The organism is Aliivibrio kagoshimensis, assembly GCF_050337105.1.
In the GTDB taxonomy this organism is placed as follows: Bacteria; Pseudomonadota; Gammaproteobacteria; order Enterobacterales; family Vibrionaceae; genus Aliivibrio_A; species Aliivibrio_A kagoshimensis.
The window spans coordinates 22,758-43,313 of record NZ_JAKJSQ010000028.1; the positions used below are offsets into that span (position 1 = coordinate 22,758).

The 20,556-nt window shown below is 43.4% G+C and carries 22 protein-coding genes; 1 reads left to right on the top strand and 21 read right to left on the bottom strand.

Features of this window, described 5'->3' with window-relative positions:
- Positions 1-166: 166 nt before the first annotated feature.
- From L4C32_RS10860 to trmJ, 20 genes are all read right to left on the bottom strand, one after another.
- Entirely contained in the window at positions 167-1,048 is an 882-nt protein-coding gene (locus tag L4C32_RS10860; RefSeq protein WP_428196902.1) for an alanyl-tRNA editing protein, read from the bottom strand.
- 86 nt (positions 1,049-1,134) lie between these two features.
- On the bottom strand, positions 1,135-2,637 hold the full coding sequence (gene der / locus L4C32_RS10865) for a ribosome biogenesis GTPase Der (RefSeq protein WP_428196929.1): 1,503 nt from the start codon (positions 2,635-2,637) through the stop codon (positions 1,135-1,137).
- A gap of 178 nt (positions 2,638-2,815) precedes the next feature.
- Positions 2,816-3,973: an outer membrane protein assembly factor BamB gene (gene bamB / locus L4C32_RS10870; protein ID WP_428196903.1), complete on the bottom strand. Its 1,158-nt coding sequence runs from the start codon at positions 3,971-3,973 to the stop codon at positions 2,816-2,818.
- A gap of 11 nt (positions 3,974-3,984) precedes the next feature.
- Positions 3,985-4,596, bottom strand: coding sequence for a YfgM family protein (locus tag L4C32_RS10875; protein ID WP_428196904.1), 612 nt, complete (start codon positions 4,594-4,596; stop codon positions 3,985-3,987).
- A gap of 13 nt (positions 4,597-4,609) precedes the next feature.
- On the bottom strand, positions 4,610-5,878 hold the full coding sequence (hisS, locus tag L4C32_RS10880; RefSeq protein WP_428196905.1) for a histidine--tRNA ligase: 1,269 nt from the start codon (positions 5,876-5,878) through the stop codon (positions 4,610-4,612).
- An 18-nt stretch (positions 5,879-5,896) separates the two neighbouring features.
- Positions 5,897-7,006: a flavodoxin-dependent (E)-4-hydroxy-3-methylbut-2-enyl-diphosphate synthase gene (ispG, locus tag L4C32_RS10885; RefSeq protein ID WP_428196906.1), complete on the bottom strand. Its 1,110-nt coding sequence runs from the start codon at positions 7,004-7,006 to the stop codon at positions 5,897-5,899.
- A 15-nt stretch (positions 7,007-7,021) separates the two neighbouring features.
- Positions 7,022-8,011, bottom strand: coding sequence for a cytoskeleton protein RodZ (gene rodZ / locus L4C32_RS10890; protein WP_428196907.1), 990 nt, complete (start codon positions 8,009-8,011; stop codon positions 7,022-7,024).
- An 11-nt stretch (positions 8,012-8,022) separates the two neighbouring features.
- Entirely contained in the window at positions 8,023-8,772 is a 750-nt protein-coding gene (gene pilW, locus L4C32_RS10895) for a type IV pilus biogenesis/stability protein PilW (protein ID WP_428196908.1), read from the bottom strand.
- A 61-nt stretch (positions 8,773-8,833) separates the two neighbouring features.
- Complete coding sequence (gene rlmN, locus L4C32_RS10900; RefSeq protein ID WP_428196909.1) at positions 8,834-9,952, bottom strand: dual-specificity RNA methyltransferase RlmN; 1,119 nt, start codon at positions 9,950-9,952, stop codon at positions 8,834-8,836.
- 172 nt (positions 9,953-10,124) lie between these two features.
- Positions 10,125-10,571 carry a nucleoside-diphosphate kinase gene (gene ndk, locus L4C32_RS10905; RefSeq protein WP_428196930.1) on the bottom strand — a complete coding sequence of 149 codons (447 nt, stop codon included), beginning with the start codon at positions 10,569-10,571 and terminating at the stop codon, positions 10,125-10,127.
- Between the two features lie 78 nt (positions 10,572-10,649).
- Positions 10,650-11,948, bottom strand: coding sequence for an aminopeptidase PepB (gene pepB / locus L4C32_RS10910; protein WP_428196910.1), 1,299 nt, complete (start codon positions 11,946-11,948; stop codon positions 10,650-10,652).
- A gap of 186 nt (positions 11,949-12,134) precedes the next feature.
- Entirely contained in the window at positions 12,135-12,335 is a 201-nt protein-coding gene (gene iscX, locus L4C32_RS10915; protein ID WP_428196911.1) for a Fe-S cluster assembly protein IscX, read from the bottom strand.
- A 22-nt stretch (positions 12,336-12,357) separates the two neighbouring features.
- Entirely contained in the window at positions 12,358-12,696 is a 339-nt protein-coding gene (fdx, locus tag L4C32_RS10920; RefSeq protein ID WP_428196912.1) for an ISC system 2Fe-2S type ferredoxin, read from the bottom strand.
- Position 12,697: 1 nt separating this feature from the next.
- Positions 12,698-14,551, bottom strand: coding sequence for a Fe-S protein assembly chaperone HscA (hscA, locus tag L4C32_RS10925; protein WP_428196913.1), 1,854 nt, complete (start codon positions 14,549-14,551; stop codon positions 12,698-12,700).
- Positions 14,552-14,584: 33 nt separating this feature from the next.
- Positions 14,585-15,100, bottom strand: a complete 516-nt coding sequence (gene hscB / locus L4C32_RS10930) for a co-chaperone HscB (protein WP_428196914.1) — start codon at positions 15,098-15,100, stop codon at positions 14,585-14,587.
- 36 nt (positions 15,101-15,136) lie between these two features.
- Positions 15,137-15,460 (bottom strand): iron-sulfur cluster assembly protein IscA, encoded by a 324-nt coding sequence (gene iscA, locus L4C32_RS10935; protein WP_428196915.1) that lies wholly within the window; start codon positions 15,458-15,460, stop codon positions 15,137-15,139.
- A gap of 25 nt (positions 15,461-15,485) precedes the next feature.
- A complete protein-coding gene (gene iscU, locus L4C32_RS10940) occupies positions 15,486-15,866 on the bottom strand; it encodes a Fe-S cluster assembly scaffold IscU (RefSeq protein ID WP_428196916.1) in 381 nt (126 codons plus the stop codon).
- Positions 15,867-15,917: 51 nt separating this feature from the next.
- Positions 15,918-17,132 (bottom strand): IscS subfamily cysteine desulfurase, encoded by a 1,215-nt coding sequence (locus L4C32_RS10945; protein ID WP_428196917.1) that lies wholly within the window; start codon positions 17,130-17,132, stop codon positions 15,918-15,920.
- 71 nt (positions 17,133-17,203) lie between these two features.
- Positions 17,204-17,662: a Fe-S cluster assembly transcriptional regulator IscR gene (gene iscR, locus L4C32_RS10950; protein ID WP_428196918.1), complete on the bottom strand. Its 459-nt coding sequence runs from the start codon at positions 17,660-17,662 to the stop codon at positions 17,204-17,206.
- Between the two features lie 103 nt (positions 17,663-17,765).
- Complete coding sequence (gene trmJ, locus L4C32_RS10955; protein ID WP_428196919.1) at positions 17,766-18,500, bottom strand: tRNA (cytosine(32)/uridine(32)-2'-O)-methyltransferase TrmJ; 735 nt, start codon at positions 18,498-18,500, stop codon at positions 17,766-17,768.
- Positions 18,501-18,711: 211 nt separating this feature from the next.
- On the opposite strand from trmJ, the gene suhB reads away from it, so the two are divergent.
- Positions 18,712-19,515, top strand: a complete 804-nt coding sequence (gene suhB, locus L4C32_RS10960; RefSeq protein ID WP_428196920.1) for an inositol-1-monophosphatase — start codon at positions 18,712-18,714, stop codon at positions 19,513-19,515.
- 81 nt (positions 19,516-19,596) lie between these two features.
- Here suhB and secF read toward each other — a convergent pair whose 3' ends face one another.
- Positions 19,597-20,544, bottom strand: coding sequence for a protein translocase subunit SecF (gene secF, locus L4C32_RS10965; RefSeq protein ID WP_428196921.1), 948 nt, complete (start codon positions 20,542-20,544; stop codon positions 19,597-19,599).
- Between the last annotated feature and the right edge of the window lie 12 nt (positions 20,545-20,556).

A 20,556-nucleotide genomic window follows, 5' to 3' on the forward strand; every position in this document is an offset into this window, starting at 1 on the left:
AAGTGATCAGCGATCACCCCTAAAAAGAACATTTATATAACCACCACCCGAAAGCATAAGTTACATATCCTGTTTTTGAATTTAAGATAGTTTATTTAACTGCAATGCACCCGAATAAACGGGGGATCCGGAGTATAATATAAATCGTGATATTTCTAGAAATCCATCACCTTGTCATACAGCTTGTTGTTACCATCTGCAGCTGCTGAGCATCGACGAGCGTCAATACCACGGTAATTGAACGGTATTCAGCTAAGCTATTAACATGGGTACCACCACAAGGTATCACTGCTTTACCGCTCTCGCCGAGATGACAGTGCCAGTAGCGCGAATCCGTTAACCGCTCCCCGTCACACACCACCTCTATATCGCTATTTAATGCTAACCAAGCGGCTAATTGAGCATTAATCGCTGATTCGATGGCTGGCAAGTTCTCCACCATCTCTGCACTGTTTAAACCTCGCTTACGTAAGGTTTTACCTAATCGATAGGTATCGGTACAACAATCTTCCGTAACAAAACTGGTCTCTAGCGCATAACTGTTGAAATCATAATGTCCAAGTTCATCCTTACGATCGGCATCTTTGCGCCAGTAGTGGCCATTTAATATTTTATTTAATGCTAAATACGCTAAGTGGCCAGCAGAATGTCCTCTGCTTAGCCGCTGTTGATACGCTTGGTTCACTTCAAGCAGCACGCTATCACCAACGTTAAGCAGTAAGTCTGAGTTCACTCGATGAACAACAACAAATGCCCATCCACTGGTATCGCGCTTTACCGGAATGGCTTCTGCAACAAACAACTCGCCGGTGGCTAACTCTACCGCACCCGTTAAACAGTCTACAACAGCTTCGCGTTTTTCATTAACCACCAACATGCCACGATCTGCTGGATGATCGGGCCAAATATGGCTGACAGGGTGAAATGGCGTCTCTGCCGTTACGATATAGTGTCCTTGCTGCTGATCGCTTTGCACTAATTGAATCGTGGTGGTTAACTGCCATGTTTGATGATTGAACTTAACGATAGTTGGGCTGATGTCGTTCATTGTGATTCTCTTTTTATTCTCTTTTTATTGGTAAGCAAACCGTGGGCGAAAAAAAAGAGCACCTAAATTAGATGCTCCGCTTTCTGCTATTTTCTGCGATTTTTAACTGCACCAAATAGGCGTTTACGTTTGCGCTCTTGGTTCAAACTTTGACGTTTGGCCGTCTGCTCATACGGGTTTCCACTATCTTGGAACTGTATGCGAATCGGCGTACCGGTGATCTCTAACGCTTTACGGTAGTAGTTCATCAAATACCGCTTGTAAGAGTCAGGAAGTGAACGAACTAAGTTACCGTGCACCACAATCAACGGTGGGTTGTAACCACCCGCATGCGCATATTTCAATTTAACACGATTACCGCGCACCAATGGTGGCTGGTGATCATCTTGTGCCATCTGCATGATACGCGTTAGTACAGAGGTGCTAGTACGTTTAGTCGCAGAGTAATACGCTTCAACAACGGATTCGTACAGGTGACCAACACCTGTGCCGTGTAGCGCTGAAATAAAGTGAATTTTGGCAAAATCAACAAAACCTAAACGGCGATCCAGCTGTTTCTTCACTTCATCTTTCACTTCCGTGTCTAGGCCGTCCCATTTATTAACGGCAATCACTAGAGAGCGACCCGCATTCAGGGTGAAACCTAACAAGCTCAGATCTTGATCTGAAATGTTTTCACGTGCATCAATAACCAATAAAACCACATTGGCATCTTCAATCGCTTTCAACGTTTTAATTACTGAGAACTTTTCAACCGTCTCATTGATCTTACGACGACGACGAACACCCGCGGTATCAATCAAGACATACTCTTGTCCATCACGTTCCATTGGGATGTAGATCGAATCACGAGTTGTGCCCGCTTCATCATAAACCACCACACGCTCTTCACCCAAAATACGATTGGTTAGCGTCGATTTACCGACATTTGGTCGACCAATGATGGCCAGTTTAATCGGTTGTTCTTGCAGACGCTTGTACTGCTCTTCCGCAGTCTCTTCTGTCGCTTCAACGTCTTCGAATTCATCTTCAAATTCAGTGAGGTCTTCTAACTCGCCATCTTCACCTAACTCTGCACGAGCTTCAGCTGCCAGTTTCTCAGCAAATGGATTTAACGCACGTTCAATCAAAATGCCAACACCACGACCATGCGCCGCAGCAATTTGGTACATGCTCTCCATACCAAGTTCCCAGAATGTGGCACCTGCCGCGTCTGGGTCAATACCGTCCACCTTATTCACCACTAAGAAGGTTGGCTTTTGACGTGAACGTAGATGTTTCGCAATCGCTTCATCAGAAACCGTCAGTCCAGCACGGCCATCAACCATAAATAACACCACATCGGCTTCTTCAATCGCCATTAGCGACTGTTCGGCCATTTTGGTCTCTACGCCATCTTCCGTCCCATCAATACCACCAGTATCGATTAAGATGAACTCTTGCTCGTCAAACTTGGCTCTGCCATATTTACGATCACGAGTTAACCCAGGAAAATCGGCGACTAGCGCATCTCGGGTACGAGTTAAACGGTTAAATAATGTCGACTTACCTACATTGGGACGCCCTACTAGAGCAACAACGGGTATCATATCTGACTCTCTCACAACACTTTCTCTTTATATTTCTGCGGTTATAGCTATAGAAAATTCAACTACTTAAAGAAAAATCATCGATAACTACAACTCATGAATTCTAAACTACAAAGGCTCCTGGCTGATAAACACCCAGGAGCCGATAGAAACTATGAAACAATTATAACACGAGAAGTTAGTTGATCTTCATTTTCTTTAACTTGCCATCTCGTGACGTTACTACAAAACTACCATCAACTAAAATAGGTGCTACGGTTAGACCACTGTCGTTAATCTGCTGCTGTGCAACAAAGCTACCATCTTCACGTGATAACCAGTGCAGATAACCTTCACTGTCACCAACAACGAGATGACCCTCTATCAACACGGGTGCCGTTAAGAGTCGATTCTCTAACTGTTCGTTTTGCCAAAGTTCGGTACCACTACGCGCATCAACCGCCACAACGTGATCATTTTCAGTGACGACGAAAATACGTCCACCGTCTGTCGCTAAATCTGTCACCGAAGAGTAGTTACGTTTCCACGCTGCTTTTCCGGTTCTAAGCTCTAACGCGACCAGCTGTCCATTAAAACCTATGGTATACAGTCGTCCGCCTAAAACTAACGGGGTTGAATCTACATCAACGATACGATCAATCTCTGTTGATCCTTTTGGCATACCAATCGGTTGTTGCCACAACAACTGACCTTTTGAAATCAACGCTGCTGCTAAACGTCCGTTGGACATTCCCCAGAAGACACCACCAGAGATACTAACCGGACTGCTATCCCCGCGAAGGGTAAGGCTTGGCACCTCACTGCTGATCTGCCATTTTTTATTGCCACTGTCCGCATCGAAAGCGTATAAAACGCCTTGGCTACTGTGAACCATCACTAAGCCTTCATCAGCCAGTGGAGTGGATAACACTTCACCATCTAATGTTTCACGCCACAGCTCTTCACCGCTCTCTTGATCTAAAGCGATGATTTCACCATTTTCAGTTCCGATGAATACTTTGCCATAAGAGAGGGTTAAGCCCCCCGATAGACGAGCAATCGTGTCACTCTCAAGCGATTGACTCCACACTCTTTTTCCATTTTCAGGATCTAAAGCACTGACAACACCGTCACGACTCGCCACAAACACTTTGTCATAGCCATAAGCAGGTTTCAGTTTTGAGTAGTAGTGTTCTACGCCATTACCGATACGGCTCGTCCACTCAGTATCAAGAGAGAGTTGATCGTCAACAACAGGAACAGGCGCCATAATGACGGTATCTTCTTCCCCTGCACAGCCAGCAAGCAGTGCAATTGAAAAACCACCAATCAGCGCTTTCCTTAACAGCTTCATCATACTACTGAGCCTTATTTAGCTAGATCGTCTAACTTCATCTGCAGCAGTGGGCTATCACCTAACTGTTGCGCTTCAATATAAGAGAAGCGTGCAGCCTCAGCATCACCACTTTGTAGTTGAATATCACCGCGAAGTTCAGCAGTGCGTGCTTTCCAACCTTCAGCCGTTACGCTATCTAATGCAGAAAGAGCTTCAGTAAACTTACCTTGCTCACTCAACGCTCTCGCTTTACGCGTGATGGTTAAAGGAAGTATCGCTTCATCTTTAGTGTTCGAGATAACCCAGTTTAATTGAGTCAGAGCATCATCCATTTGATTGGCTTCAATCTGAATCTTAGCTAACTGTAACGCGACTAGGACTGAGTATTGGCTATCTTTGTGCTCACTAATAAAGGCTTCTGCATTAGCCAGTGCATCGCTGCTGTTTTGCTGCAGCTTAATCACCACTTGATTGTAAGACTCAGAAGCAACCTCTTTAGCTAGGATCTGCTCAGATTGGTAAAAATTCCAACCCCATAAACCGCCTAAACCTATCACTGCACCTAGAACAACCGCTTTACCGTTCTCTTTTATCCAGCTCTTAATTGCATCAACTTGTTGTTCTTCAGTTTCGTAGACTTCCACTTTCAGTTTTCTCCTAAATCAAATCAGCTAGTAAAGAGGTTATGTCTGCTTGTGCGACTGTTTTTTGCTCTCCACCGCGTAAATCTTTCAATGTAACCGTTTGTTCTAACACTTCCGTTTCGCCTAAAATCAGTGCCACAGCTGCGCCCGACTTATCAGCACGTTTGAACTGCTTCTTGAAGTTACCACCACCAAAGTGAGTCATCACTCTTAAGTTTGGAAGTTGATCGCGAAGTGCCTCAGCCAGTGTCATACCTGCGGCGAGTGTTCCTTCACCAGCAGTGACCATGTAAACATCCACTGCAGCACGAACATCGGTCTGTTCTAGAGTTTCCATCATAAGAACTAAACGTTCAACACCCATTGCAAATCCAACCGCTGGAGTTGGTTTTCCGCCAAGTTGTTCAACCAGTCCGTCATAGCGTCCGCCGCCACAAACCGTGCCTTGAGCACCTAAGCTCTCAGTAATCCACTCAAATACGGTGCGATTATAGTAATCCAATCCACGAACTAAACGCTCATTTACTTGGTATTGGATGCCGGCAGCGTCTAAGAGTTCACATAAACCAGAAAAATGTTGTTTCGATTCATCGTCTAAGTATTCAGATAACTTAGGAGCATCCACTAAAATAGCTTGTACTGCCGCATTTTTTGAGTCAAGTACACGCATTGGGTTAGTGTGCATACGACGCTTACAGTCATCATCTAACACATCAAGGTGCTGCTCTAAAAATGCAATCAATGCCACTCGGTAATTAGCACGCGCTTCCAGTGAACCGATAGAGTTAAGCTCTAGTCGAATATGCTCAGCAATGCCTAATTCACGCCACAAACGAGCGGTCATCATAATCAATTCGGCATCGACATCAGGGCCATCTAAGCCAAAGACTTCTGCACCTACTTGGTGAAACTGACGGTAACGACCTTTTTGCGGACGTTCATGGCGGAACATAGGTCCCATGTACCACAGACGTTGCTCTTGGTTATACAGCAAACCATTTTCGATACCTGCACGCACACAACTTGCGGTGCCTTCAGGGCGCAAGGTTAAACTGTCGCCATTACGGTCTTCAAAGGTATACATCTCTTTTTCAACCACATCGGTCACTTCACCGATGGCACGCTTAAACAGATGAGTCATTTCAACGATTGGCATGCGAATTTCGCTGTAACCGTATCCACTAACTACACGTTTAATACTCTCTTCTACTTTTTGCCACAGAGGGGAATCTGTCGGGAGACAATCGTTCATCCCTCTTATTGCTTGAATTGCTTTAGCCACGTTATACTTCCAACTATCTTAATCTATTTGCTCAACATCGATTTTATTCAGCATCGATGCTTTAGCGCGAATTTTTGCTTCCAGAGTATCAATCATATTCTCATTGTCTAAACGTTCTTTAAGACGTTTACCATCTTCATACAATGCACTCTTCTTATTACTTCCAGCGACCCCCATATGAGAGACTTCTGCTTCACCGGGTCCATTAACGACACAGCCAATTAGTGAGACATCCATTGGCGTAATTAAATCTTCTAAGCGTTGTTCTAACTCATTAACCGTCGCAATGACATCGAACTCTTGACGAGAACAAGTTGGACAGGCAATAAAGTTAATACCGCGAGAACGGATTCTCAATGATTTTAGAATATCAAAGCCAACCTTAATCTCTTCAACAGGATCCGCTGCCAATGAGATGCGCAGTGTATCGCCAATGCCTTCAGAGAGTAGCATTCCCAAACCCACTGCCGATTTTACAGATCCGGCTCTGGCGCCACCCGCTTCGGTAATTCCTAAATGCAGTGGCTGCTTAATCTGTTTGGCCAGTAAACGATATGACTCAACCGCTAAAAAGACATCAGAGGCTTTAACGCTGACTTTAAACTGATCAAAGTTCAGGCGATCTAAAATATCCACATGACGCATTGCCGACTCAAGCAGTGCTTCAGCGGTTGGTTCGCCATATTTCAGTTGAATGTCTTTTTCTAAGGAACCGCCGTTCACACCGATACGAATGGGAATGTTGTTATCACGAGCACAATCAACCACAGAGCGAATTCGGGCTTCATTGCCGATATTACCCGGGTTAATACGTAGACAATCGACACCATATTCAGCCACTTTAAGGGCAATGCGGTAGTCAAAATGTATGTCTGCGACTAACGGGACCGCAACTTGTTGTTTAATCTGTTTGAATGCTTCAGCGGCATCCATTGTTGGGACAGAAACACGAACAATATCTGCTCCAACTTTTTCTAACGAGCGTATTTGAGCGACCGTTGCTTCAACATCGGTGGTGCGAGTATTGGTCATTGACTGAACAGCAATAGGAGCGCCATCACCGATAGGGACATCGCCGACGTAAATACGGGTCGACTCGCGGCGTTTAATTGGGGATTCGTTATGCATTTTTTACCATACTCATTATTGTTGAAGCGTTAATCTTGCCACTTTACCTACTGGGAATTTGGTGAGATCAACCGGTTTACCTTGATAAGAAAGCTCTACAGCACTAGGGGCACCAATAACCACTTTAAATGGCTCAACACCTTGAAGTGTTAAACTGCTACCTGCTTTTTTGACACCAGTAGACAGGTTTTTCCCTGTGGCATCTTTCACATCAATCCAGCAGTCATCGGAAAATCTCATGCTGATGCTCTGCGCTTCAGCGATAGTGACCGCAGGTTTACTCTCTTCAACTTTTGGTGTTTCAGACTCTAGTTTCTCTGGGACGACAGTTGCAGGCTCTTCAATTTGAACGTCGGCAACCGCTTCAGCAGCAACCGCGGTTTCATCCACAGGTGCTTGAACAGGATTTGGAGAATCAATAACTGGTTCAATGGCGCTTTGTTGATCCTGAATACTCTCTTCTGACGACGCGGTGTCCTCTTCTATCGTATTTTGAACCGGTGCGACAAGCTCAGTTGATGCTAAGGCTTGTTGATTTTCAGCCGTTTCTATTTGTGGGACATAACTCTCTTCTTGAGCTTGATTTTGCCACCACCACATCATCGTAATACCGATAAACAGGGCCAAAATCACCCAGGTTAGTTTCATGATATTACTGTCGTGTTTTGCTCGTTTGGTTTGGCGAGAAAAGCTCTGCATCTCATGCTCTTCTACTTGCGCTTCACCAATTTTATCTAACGCAGCAAGTACGTTACGCTCTTCAACGCCAACGACTTTGGCATAAGATCGCAAATAGCCACGGGTAAAGGTGGCTGATTTCCCAAGCTCAAATTCGTTATCTTCAATTTTCTGAATAATAGCACTACGTAATCGTAATCGGTCTGCTATTTCACTGATAGAGAACCCCATCTTCTCTCTTGCTTCCTTTAAAATATCACCAGGAAGCAGTTCATTAGAAGATGATGTCACCTCGTCATTTGTTGTTTCTATCTCTTCTTTTGTCATGATCTATTCTTTTAATTGAGTGCTGGTTTTGAAAATTGACTCGCCAACACTTCTCCATAATGAACGACTTGTTGAGTATTACCTGCTTTATTTTCAAGTTCAATGAATAACTTAAGGCTGACAGGATCATATCCATAACGTTGTTTATATCTTAACAATAATACTCTCGCCTTCGACAGCTGATCTACTTCAATCTTCAATTTCGATAACTGAAGCAGTGAACGATATCGGTTGGGATCATGGGCTAATGATCGCTCAAAATAGCGTTCAGCTGTCTGTTTATCGCCACCTTTTAATAAACAAAAAGCCGCGTTTTCATAACTGACTGAAACCAAGTAATAATCTTTTTGCGTAAATGCTTTGGCAAAATACAATTCAGCTTCTTTATAACGTTCATATTTGCACAACAAGACAGCAAAATCATTTAAAACATCACCATTATTAGGTAAAGATCGTAATGCTTGCTGATAAAATTGTATCGACGTCTTAATATCGCCAATTATTTGGTAATAATAGGCTAGCGCTCTGTGAGCTCGAAAGTAGTCTGGTGCATATTTTAACGCGAGATCTAAGTTTTCTTTCGCTCTGCTTCTCTCACCAACCTCAATATAACCCAAACCCAGAGTTATTCTTGCGTCTGCCGCAGCCATATTATCAAAGTTTGGGCTGACTTGCTCATGGGAAACAGAACCACACCCGAATAAAATGGTAACGAAAAGTAGAGTAGTTAGTTTGAGTAAAGCTTCAATTTGGATTTCCATTGCACTCTCTTATTGTGATCCCAGATCATAACAAAAGAGGCAATGACGCTAATCTCTGTGATTAAAGCTCTTTGACTGGAATGGTTTGACCTTGCAGCTTAGATTGAGTGCGTTTGGTGCGATCAATCACATCGCCGACCAACTGCCCACAAGCAGCATCAATATCATCACCACGCGTTTTACGTATCGTGACCGTAAAATCATATTCCATCAGTGTCTTTTGGAATCGATCGATACGCGAATTGCTTGGCTTCTTATACGGTGAGCCCGGGTAAGGGTTGAATGGAATGAGATTTATTTTTGATGGTGTATCTTTTAACAATTCTGCGAGCTGCCTTGCATGTTCCATATCATCATTAACATGATCAAGAAGAATATATTCGACGGTTACACGTCCACGATTAGCTTTTGACTCAGCTAGGTAACGACGAACTGACTCTAAAAAGGCCTCTATATTCCAGCGGTCATTGATTGGCATGATTTCGCTTCGCAGTGCATCCGTTGGTGCATGAAGTGAAATGGCCAATGCCACATCAACTTTACCAATCATCTGCTCAAGCCCCGATACCACCCCTGAAGTGGATACCGTCACTCGACGTTTTGACAGCGCAAAACCAAAATCATCTAACATGATGTCCAGTGATGGAAAAAGATTTTTCATGTTTAATAGTGGCTCTCCCATCCCCATCATTACCACATTGGTAATTGGGCGACGACCGGTCTCTTTCTCTAAACCGATCTCACGGGCAGCACGCCATAACTGGCCAATAATTTCTGAGACTTTTAGGTTACGGTTAAACCCCTGCTGACCCGTTGAGCAGAAGGTACACTCTAGCGCACAACCTACCTGCGAAGAGATACACAATGTCGCTCTATCGCCATCAGGAATATAGACCGTTTCTACATCTTGATCGCCAACACGCATGGCCCATTTGATCGTACCATCGGTAGAGAATTGTGCGTCTGAGACTTCTGGCGCTTTGATCTCAGCCAGACGCTTAAGCTTTTCACGCAACTTTTTGTTGATGTTATTCATCTGATCAAAATCATCACAACCAAAGTGATACATCCACTTCATTAGTTGATCTGCACGGAACGCTTTTTCGCCAAGTTCATCGGTAAAAAATGCGCGAAGACTTTTACGGTCTAAATCCAGCAGATTAATTTTTGGTGTTGTCATGTTGCCTCTCAGATATAGTGCATTGTAGCAAATTCAAGGCGCGGAATTGTACAGGCTTTAACCGCTCTTTACTACTAATTATAGATAACTCTCTCATCAATTTATGGCAATAAAAAAGGAGACTCGCGTCTCCTTAAAAAGTTTGAATCGTAAGATACAACTTACATAATGTTTATTCGTAAGTTACCGCACTGTTGCGTGGACAAAGTTCATCGTCAGCAAAGAAGTACGCAATTTCACGTGCTGCTGACTCTGGGCTATCTGAACCATGTACTGAGTTGTAACGCATGCTAATCGCATAATCACCACGTAGCGTTCCACATGCCGCTTCCTCTGGGTTTGTTTTGCCCATTAGTTCACGGTAACGGGTAATGGAGTCTTCGCCTTCTAATACTTGAACCATAATGGGTCCAGACGTCATGAACTCAACAAGCGCTTCATAAAACGGTTTGCCTTCATGTTCAGCATAAAAGCCACCAGCTTGTTCTGCGGTTAATTGCACCATTTTTGACGCAACAATGGTCATGCCAGTTTTTTCTATACGACGATAGATAGCGCCAATTAAATTTCTTTTTACTGCGTCAGGTTTAACAATAGAAAAAGTACGTTCAACTGTCATCATAATTCCTTTTTGATACTGATTAAAACACGCCCCCAATAGCACTCTCTACTGAAGCCGTTGTGAATGATTTTATGGCTATTTTGCTTCTTCAGTCAACAAACGAGCAAGGGTACAGACCCCCATACCTGTTGCTCCTGCCGACCATTTGTCTGAAGCACTAACTCTGTTGGTACCAGAACAATCAAAGTGCAACCACCCTTTCTTATAATCTTCAACGAAGTAAGATAAGAAGGCTGCCGCAGTGCTTGCTCCTGGTGAAGCTGGTGTCGTACCAATATTGGCTAAATCAGCAAAGTTTGAAGAGATCATAGCGCGGTGGAAATCCATCACTGGTAACGGCCATAAACCTTCACGCTCTTGCTCTGCCGCTTTTAACGCGCGTTGACTCAACGCACTATCAAAACTTAAAAGTGAATGGAAATCATTGCCTACCGCATTTTTTGCCGCTCCCGTTAAGGTAGCGCAATCAATCAACAGTTCGGGTTTATGTTTACTGGCATATTGTAAACCATCTGCAAGTACTAAACGCCCTTCTGCATCGGTATTTAAAATCTCAACCGTTTTACCATTCTTATAGGTGATGATATCACCCATCTTTAATGCTCTACCCGAGATCATGTTCTCTGCACAGCATAGAATTAATTTCACTCGCTTGTTCAGACCACGTAAAATCGCTAAGGCAAAACCGCCAGTAATTGTTGCCGAACCGCCCATATCCGCTTTCATGGTTGCCATTGAGCCCGATGGTTTAAGACTGTAACCACCAGAATCGAACGTAATCCCTTTACCGACTAAACAAGCAAACACCGGTGCATTTTCATCACCAGTAGGGTTAAAGTCTAGTTGAAGCATTGCAGAGGTACGTTCAGAGCCACGTCCAACGGCATAAATCCCATTCCAACCTTCAGAAAGGAGATCTTTATCTTTGATAATCTTATAGGTGACGTGCTCAGGTTTGACGGCGACCGACTTTATATACTCAGCAGCCATTGTCGCTAGCTGGCGCGGTGCCACTTCTTCAGCGGTTTTATTGATTATGTTTCTGACCCAGTTGGTTGATGAAATGCGGTTATTCAGCTCTTCTTGTTGATCTTTTTTCAACTCTTTCCAAACCACTAAATTACTGCCTTTTGAACCTCGGTAACCTTGTACAAAAGCCCAGATGCTATCCAGATCCCACTCTTTCCCTTCTAAAGCTACTGAAGATAGGCCTTGGGAATCAAGCTTTCTTCCTGCTCTTTGAACCGCATCTAATTTATGCTCTTCAGGAAGATGAACCGTTGCTCCCTCAGCATTGAATGAGAGTAAGGCATTTTCACCCCATTGAGCTGCCGCTGCTTGTGCAGTTAAGAATACAGGCATCTGTTCAGACATTTATATCTCCTTGATGAATACATACTGTTAATCGTTTATTCATTTTATGTTGTTAATTAAATGATTATTAACTATTTAATGTAAAAAAAACGGACTATTAAGCCCGTTTTACAATATTTCTCACCATCAATCACTACATTTTCATCCATTTTGTTATCAAGGGATGAAATAGGCATAAAAATGGGTTTAATCCATCTCATCCATCCAGCATAAGATGATTGCTTCTAAAATCTTTTCATTCGAACGGTTTGGGTCATCTTGAAAGTCTTCAAGTGCCATGATCCATTGATGAAGATCAGTAAATCGGACCGTTTTGGGATCCGTCTCTGGGTATTTTTCTAACAACTCTAGAGCAATCTCGAGTGAATCTGTCCATGTTAAACTCATAGGATGATCTCCGTTCAGCTTATTAGTGATTTTCAGAGGCTAAGTTTAGCGTGTACTTCGGAATTTCAACCACTAGGTCTTCGTCTTCAACGAACGCCTGGCACCCTAAACGTGACTCTGGCTCGAGCCCCCACGCTTTATCCAACATATCATCTTCCAGCTCTCCACTCTCGGTTAGAGAGTCGAAACCTTCACGAATAATGACATGGCAAGTGGTACACGCACAGGATTTTTCACATGCATGCTCTACACCGATACCGTTTTGAAGTGCAACGTCAAGAACACTGTCACCCTTTTCAGCTTCAATCACTGCGCCCTCGGGACATAACTCTTCATTAGGTAAAAATATAATCTTTGGCATTCTAGACCTCATCAATCGACTGGCCAGCTAACGCAGCACGGATTGATACATCCATTCTACGAGCGGCAAATTCTTCACTTATTTTATCGGTACGTTTAATACCCGCTTCAATGGCTTTGGGATCATCGCCTTGTCGCAATACAATTAACTCTTCTACCGCAGATTGTATCTCTTGGTACTCATGCTCTGATAACAGAGCTTCACCATTTTGAGATAATGCCACCACTAAACCTTCTATTACTCTATCCGCTTCAACTTGCTGTTCAGCGAGTGTACGAGCATCCATATCCTCTTGCGCATAGGTCATCGAATCTTTTAGCATGTTAGCGATCTCATTGTCGCTTAAGCCGTAAGAAGGTTTTACTTGAATATCTGCCTGTACTTGGGTGCTTTTTTCCATCGCGGTAACAGATAACAAACCATCGGCATCCACTTGGTATGTCACTCGAATATGTGCAGCACCTGCCGCCATTGGAGGAATACCACGCAGGGTAAATTGTGCCAATGAACGGCAATCATCAACCAACTCACGCTCCCCTTGAGTAACATGAACAAGCATTGCGGTTTGACCATCTTTGAAAGTGGTAAACTCTTGTGCTTTAGCAACAGGAATAGTGGTGTTGCGAGGGATGATCTTTTCCACCAATCCCCCCATGGTTTCAATACCTAAAGAGAGCGGAATAACATCCAGAAGCAGCATATCTGAATCTGGTTTATTTCCCACCAAGATATCCGCTTGAATCGCGGCACCAATGGCAACAACTTGATCCGGGTCTATGCTAGTCAGTGGCGTTTTACCAAAAAACTCACCAACCATGTCACGAACTAATGGGGTTCGAGTAGAACCGCCCACCATGACGGTTTCTAACACCTCATCGATGGTAATATCTGCATCTTTTAGGGCACGTCGACATGACATCAGCGTCTTTTTTACTAATTTCTTAATCAGCGCATCAAACTGCTCTTTTGTGATAGTGCCACTCCAGTCAAAAAGCGACAGTGGCACTTCAGTGCGATCAGACAGTGCTATCTTAGCTGTGGTTGCCGCGTTAAGAAGTTCACGGTGTTGCGAAGCCGTTAAATTTCCTTCAAAACCTGTCTGTTCTAAAATCCACTCTGCAACTAAGGCATCAAAGTCATCACCACCAAGTGCCGAATCGCCACCGGTTGCTAATACTTCAAATACGCCTTTTGATAAACGTAAGATGGAAATATCAAAAGTTCCGCCACCCAGGTCATAAATAGCAATCACACCTTCTTGACCCGAGTCCAACCCATAAGCAATTGCTGCTGCAGTAGGTTCATTAAGCAGTCTCAGTACATTAAGGCCGGCTAACGTGGCAGCGTCTTTCGTACCAGCGCGCTGAGCATCGTCAAAATAGGCTGGAACCGTAATCACCACTCCTTCTAATTCACCACCTAGACTTTCGATGGCTCTTTTAGAGAGTGCGTTGAGAATTTCTGCCGACACTTGAATCGGGTTCACTTGTCCCAGTGCCGTTTCGATAATAGGTAAACCATTATCGCTGGCAATAAACTGATACGGTAAATTTGGATAACGAGCGTTGAGATCAGAAAGAGAACGCCCCATTAAACGTTTGGCTGAGATAATGGTATTTTCCGGATCCGTTGTGGCCAAAGATACCGCTGTTTTCCCAACAAATACGCCACTCTCTGAATAGTGAACCACAGAAGGGAGAATGCTCTCTCCTTGTTCATCTTTTAAGGTGGATGGCGTTCCGCTTCTTACCGAAGCAACGAGCGAATTAGTGGTCCCTAAATCGATACCAACAGCAAGTTTTTGCTGATGAGGGGCAACACTTAAACCGGGTTCAGAAATCTGTAAAAATGCCATTTTAAAATCTATCCTTTCTTAATTCACACGATCTTATTCGAATAGAGTCTCTTCTATCTGCTCTATTTCATACTGAAGTTTAACTACGAACCTTAACTTTCGAACGCTATCGGCAGCGGCTTCGAACTCATTCTGTTTTAACTCAGAGGTCAATTGCAAAAGCTGCTCTTTATACATCGCCATGATCGCACTTTCAAACTCAGCTAATTCCGTTTCCGGATCATCAGAAGATGGGATCGCTTCTAATATCTCTCGTAACTCCATTTGCTGCATCAAAAAAGTCATATCTTGCAGAGTCTTCTGCTCACCTCTGATATCTAAACCTGATTCAGACAGTATATATTCTGCTCGAGAGATTGGATTTTTTAAGGTTTGATAGGCGTCATTGATTTGCGCTGCTTTTTGAATGGCCAACAGCCTATCGCGTTCAGAAGCAGTCGCAAATTTATCAGGATGAAAGCGGCGCTGAAGTTCTCTGAATTGTTCAGAAAGAAGGCTACCTTCCAGTTCAAACTGGTTAGATAGCCCAAATAATTCGAAATGATTCATAAATTTAGTATGTACTACTCTTATGCGTTGAAAGAACTATACGTTGAAGCTTTCACCACAGCCACATTCGCTTTTTGCATTAGGGTTATTAAATTGAAAGCCTTCATTTAACCCCTCTTTAGCAAAATCAAGCTCGGTTCCATCTAGATAGACCAAGCTTTTGGTATCAATAATAATAGTGACGCCATGCTCTTTAAACGTGTGATCTTCATCGTTAAGTTGATCAACAAATTCAAGGATATAAGCCATACCCGAGCAACCAGTAGTTTTCACACCTAATCGTAAACCGATGCCTTTGCCTCGGTTTTCCAAAAATGTTCTTACGCGGCTAGCCGCGGCTTCCGTGACGGTTATGGCCATCTTACAACCCTTGGTTAATTAATACTTATGCACGTTTCTTTTTATAATCAGAGACTGCTGCTTTAATTGCATCTTCAGCAAGAATAGAGCAGTGAACTTTTACTGGTGGTAGCGCAAGCTCTTCTGCAATTTCTGAATTTTTTAGTGCTGCTGCTTCGTCTAACGTTTTGCCTTTCACCCACTCAGTAACCAGTGAGCTTGAAGCTATCGCAGAGCCGCAGCCGTACGTTTTAAATTTTGCGTCTTCAATAATACCCTCTTCAGAGACTTTAATCTGAAGTTTCATTACATCACCACAGGCTGGCGCACCAACCATACCGCTGCCAATCGAAGGGTCTTCTTTATCAAATGATCCAACGTTGCGTGGATTTTCGTAGTGGTCTAGTACTTTTTCGCTATAAGCCATGATCTTTTCCTCTAAATTTGGTTCGTCCGTGAATAAGTGTATGAGAAACGATTAGTGGTGTGCCCACTCAACCGTACTTAAATCAACACCCTCTTTATACATATCCCATAAAGGAGACATATCACGCAGTTTTTCGACTGCTTCACGAATTTTCACAATCGCGTAATCAACTTCTTCTTCCGTGGTAAAACGTCCGAAAGAGAAACGTACTGAGCTGTGGGCTAATTCATCATTAAGACCAAGTGCACGTAGTACATAAGAAGGCTCTAGGCTTGCTGATGTACAAGCAGAACCAGAAGATACCGCAAGATCTTTTAGAGCCATGAGCAGGGATTCACCCTCTACAAACTCAAAGCTAATATTGATATTGCTTGCTACACGCTGATCTAAATCGCCATTAATGTGTACCGCTTCCATATCCATCAAACCACCCAGTAGGCGGGTTCTTAATGCTAGGTTATGAGCCGTATCTTTTTCCATGTCTTCTTTTGCAATACGACACGCTTCACCCATTCCGACAATTTGGTGGGTCGCTAATGTACCAGAACGCATACCACGCTCATGACCACCACCGTGCATCTGTGCTTCTAAACGAATACGAGGCTTACGACGAACATAAAGTGCACCGATACCTTTTGGTCCATAAAACTTATGAGCAGAAATTGAGATTAAATCTACTTTTAACTCTTTAACATCAATCGGCAGTTTTCCTGCAGACTGTGCGGCATCGACGTGGAAAATCACTTTACGAGAACGGCATAATTCACCGATTTTCGCAATATCTTGAATCACACCAATCTCATTATTAACATGCATGATTGACACCAATACCGTATCGTCACGGAAGGCGGCTTCTAACTTTTGCAAATCAATAAGACCACTTGGTTCAGGCTCAAGGTAAGTGACTTCATACCCTTCGCGCTCAAGCTGACGACACGTATCCAGCACCGCTTTATGTTCAGTTTTAGAGGTAATAATATGCTTACCTTGTTTTTTATAAAAGTGCGCGGCACCTTTAATAGCAAGGTTATCTGACTCTGTTGCGCCGGAAGTGAATACGATCTCACGAGGATCAGCATTCAGCATATCTGCTATTTGATCACGCGCATTATCGACCGCTTCTTCAGCTTGCCAACCATAACGGTGCGAACGCGAAGCAGGATTTCCGAAACATCCATCCATAGTCATGTGCTGAACCATTTTCTCAGCAACACGCGGATCGACAGGACAAGTAGCAGAGTAATCAAAGTAAATTGGCAGTTTCATTTTATCTCCGATAATACAGACGTTGTAGCGTCAGGAGCTGACATTAACACCCACGATATTATTTTATTATTTTAAAAACTATTATTAACCGCAAGCTTCAAATCTTGTCGGCCTGAAATTTGTTGGATCTCATTGTCTGTCATTAACTCACCAAGAGTAATTCCATCTAAAAAACCACTGATCCTATTGCTCAAATCTTTCCAGAGCGTATGCGTTAAGCATCGAGTTCCGCCTTGGCAACCATTTTTACCATGGCACTTCGTTGCATCAACAGATTCATCGACAGCAGCGATAACCATACCCACAGCAATATCATTAGGCTCTTTTCCTAATAGATAACCACCACCTGGTCCTCGAACACTTGATACTAGTTCTGCTTTTCGTAAACGAGAAAATAGCTGCTCAAGATAAGATAACGAGATGCCCTGACGTTCCGAAATATCAGCCAACGGAACAGGACCTTTTTGCGCATGCAGTGCGACATCTAACATTGCTGTCACTGCATAACGTCCTTTAGAAGTAAGCTTCATATCACACCATATCCACATATAAGTTATGGATAAGTTTGCCATACCCGACTAAATTGGTCAAGTATATAACCAACTATTTTACTCAAGTATTATTCGTGTCCAATTAAGACGGCTTTTTATCGGTAAGATTCTTGTCAATTGCTGAGAGTACACCACGTAAAATACTCAACTCTTGCGCCTCTGGTCGAGCACGATTAAATAGGCGACGAAGCTTATTAACCACTTGTCCAGGATGCGCTTTATTAATAAAGCCAGTATCAGTCATGACATTTTCAAGGTGGGCATAAAACAGCTCCAATTCACTGTTTAACGGGTATTCTGACTCTTTAACGTCACCTTTATATGCCTGCGAATCTAACCAAGCCACACGTGTTTCGTAACTGATTGTCTGTACGGCCATTGCTAAATTCAGTGAACTGTAATTTGGGTTAGCAGGGATACAGACGTGATAATGACACTTTTGCAGTTCTTCATTGAGTAAACCGACTCTTTCACGACCAAAGACTAACGCTACAGGATGACTGTTTGCCTCTTCGATCGCTTTTACACCGCACTCTCTAGGCTCTAGCATAGGCCACTCTAAGGTTCGAGAGCGGGCACTGGAACCAATCACTAAACTGCAATCAGCGATCGCCTCATCTAATGTGCTTACTATTCTGGCATTATTCGCAATATCACTGGCGCCAGCCGCCAAGGCAATCGCTTGTCCATCCACTTCACACTCAGGAGCAACCAGAATCATTTGGGTTAACCCCATCACTTTCATCGCTCTTGCAGCTGAGCCAATATTTCCAGAATGCGTGGTTCCAACAAGAACAATACGAACATTTTCAAGCATGATGTAATCTTACCTAAAGCTAACAAAAAACCGACGTATATTAACACAATTCATAGTAGTCGAATACTGTCATTGTAAGCATTCTCTCCCTTTGATAACTGCGTTAACGTTTTCACCCAACATTGCACAAAAAATAACCGCTTTCCTTTTCAAATTTATTTGGTATACTCTCCGCCGCTTTTCGTTCTTTAACATCTGTTGGGAAATATCTATGCATCCAATGCTAAACATTGCTATCCGTGCTGCGCGCAAGGCTGGCGACCATGTTGCTAAATCTTTCGAGAATCCAAGTAAAACGGAAGTCTCTCAAAAAGGTTCTAACGACCTAGTTACAAATATCAATCATGAAGCTGAAGAGCTAATCATTGAAATTATCAAAAAAGCTTACCCAGACCACTGCATTTTGGCTGAAGAGTCTGGCTCTAAAGATGGCCGAGACAAAGAGTGTCAATGGATTATAGACCCAATAGATGGAACATCTAATTTTGTAAACGGTCTCCCTCACTTCTCTATCTCTATTGCTCTACGCATGCGTGGCCGCACTGAGGTCGCTTGTGTTTACGATCCTATGCGTAACGAACTATTTACCGGTACTCGTGGTGGTGGCGCTCAGCTAAACAACCAACGTATTCGTGTGAGTGAGTCTCGTGAACTTGCTGGAACGACACTAGCAACGGCTTTCCCATCTAAGCAAAAGCAACACTCAGAAAGCTACCTGAAGATCTTAGCGTCGATGTTTATCGACTGTTCTGATGTTCGTCAACAAGGCACTCCTTCTCTTGATTTATGTTACCTGGCCGCTGGCCGTGTTGATGGTTACTTCGAGTTAGGACTAAAACCTTGGGATCTTGCTGCTGGTGAGCTAATTGCTCGTGAAGCAGGCGTTATCTGTACTGATTTTTCTGGTGGCACTAATCACCTAATCTCTGGCAACATTGTTGCTGGTAGTGCTCGAATCATCAAACCAATGCTGAAGAAAATCCGTGAGAACGGCAACGAAGCAATGATGAAATAATTACTGCTAGAGATATTCTCTCTACATAAAAAAAGCCAGAATTATTTAATTCTGGCTTTTTTATTATAGAAAAAAGACCCCTTATGGCATCTCTTCGATCTCTTCGCCTTCTTTATCTATTTGTGGCGGCATTAAGTGCTCTCGGGTAATCCCAAGTTTTAGCGCTAATGCTGATGCAACATAAATAGAAGAGTATGTACCAACGGTAATACCTAACAGCAGTGCTAACGCGAATCCGTGAATCATTGCCCCGCCTTGAGTAAACAACGCAATAACTACGAATAGAGTCGTTCCTGAAGTAATTAATGTTCGGCTTAAGGTCTGTGTGACCGAGCTGTTCATCACTTCAATTGAATCCCCTTTACGCATCTTACGGAAGTTTTCACGAATACGGTCAAACACCACAATGGTATCGTTCAACGAGTACCCGACAACCGTTAGCAGCGCTGCCACAATGGTTAAGTCCACTTCAATGTTTAAGATGGAGAAGATACCCAGCGTGATGATGACATCGTGCGCCAATGCCAATACCGCACCCGCAGCAAGACGCCATTGAAAACGCATGGACACGTAAAGCAAAATACAGATCAGTGAGACTAAAATAGCAAGACCACCCGCCTCAGCTAACTCATCACCGACGTTAGGCCCTACAAATTCAATTCGGCGCATCTCAACACTGTCACCAGTACCTTGTTGCAACGCATCAAGCACTTGATTACCCAGTGCCGCGCCTTTGGCATCATCACGTGGACGTAAACGAACAATCACGTCTCTTGCGGTACCAAAGCTCTGTACTGTTGCATCACCAAACCCAGTCGCTTCAAGTGACGATCGGATTTTTTCTAAATCTGCTGGATGCTCAAACCCTACTTCAATTAAGGTTCCACCGGTGAAGTCTAATCCCCAGTTCAACCAGTTTGTTGATAGGGTGGCAATGGAAGCCGCTATCATCAACAGTGAGAAGAAAAAGGCACCTTTTGACCAACGCATGAAGTCGATCACTTTGTCTGTTTTCAATAATTGAAACATCTCAATACTTCC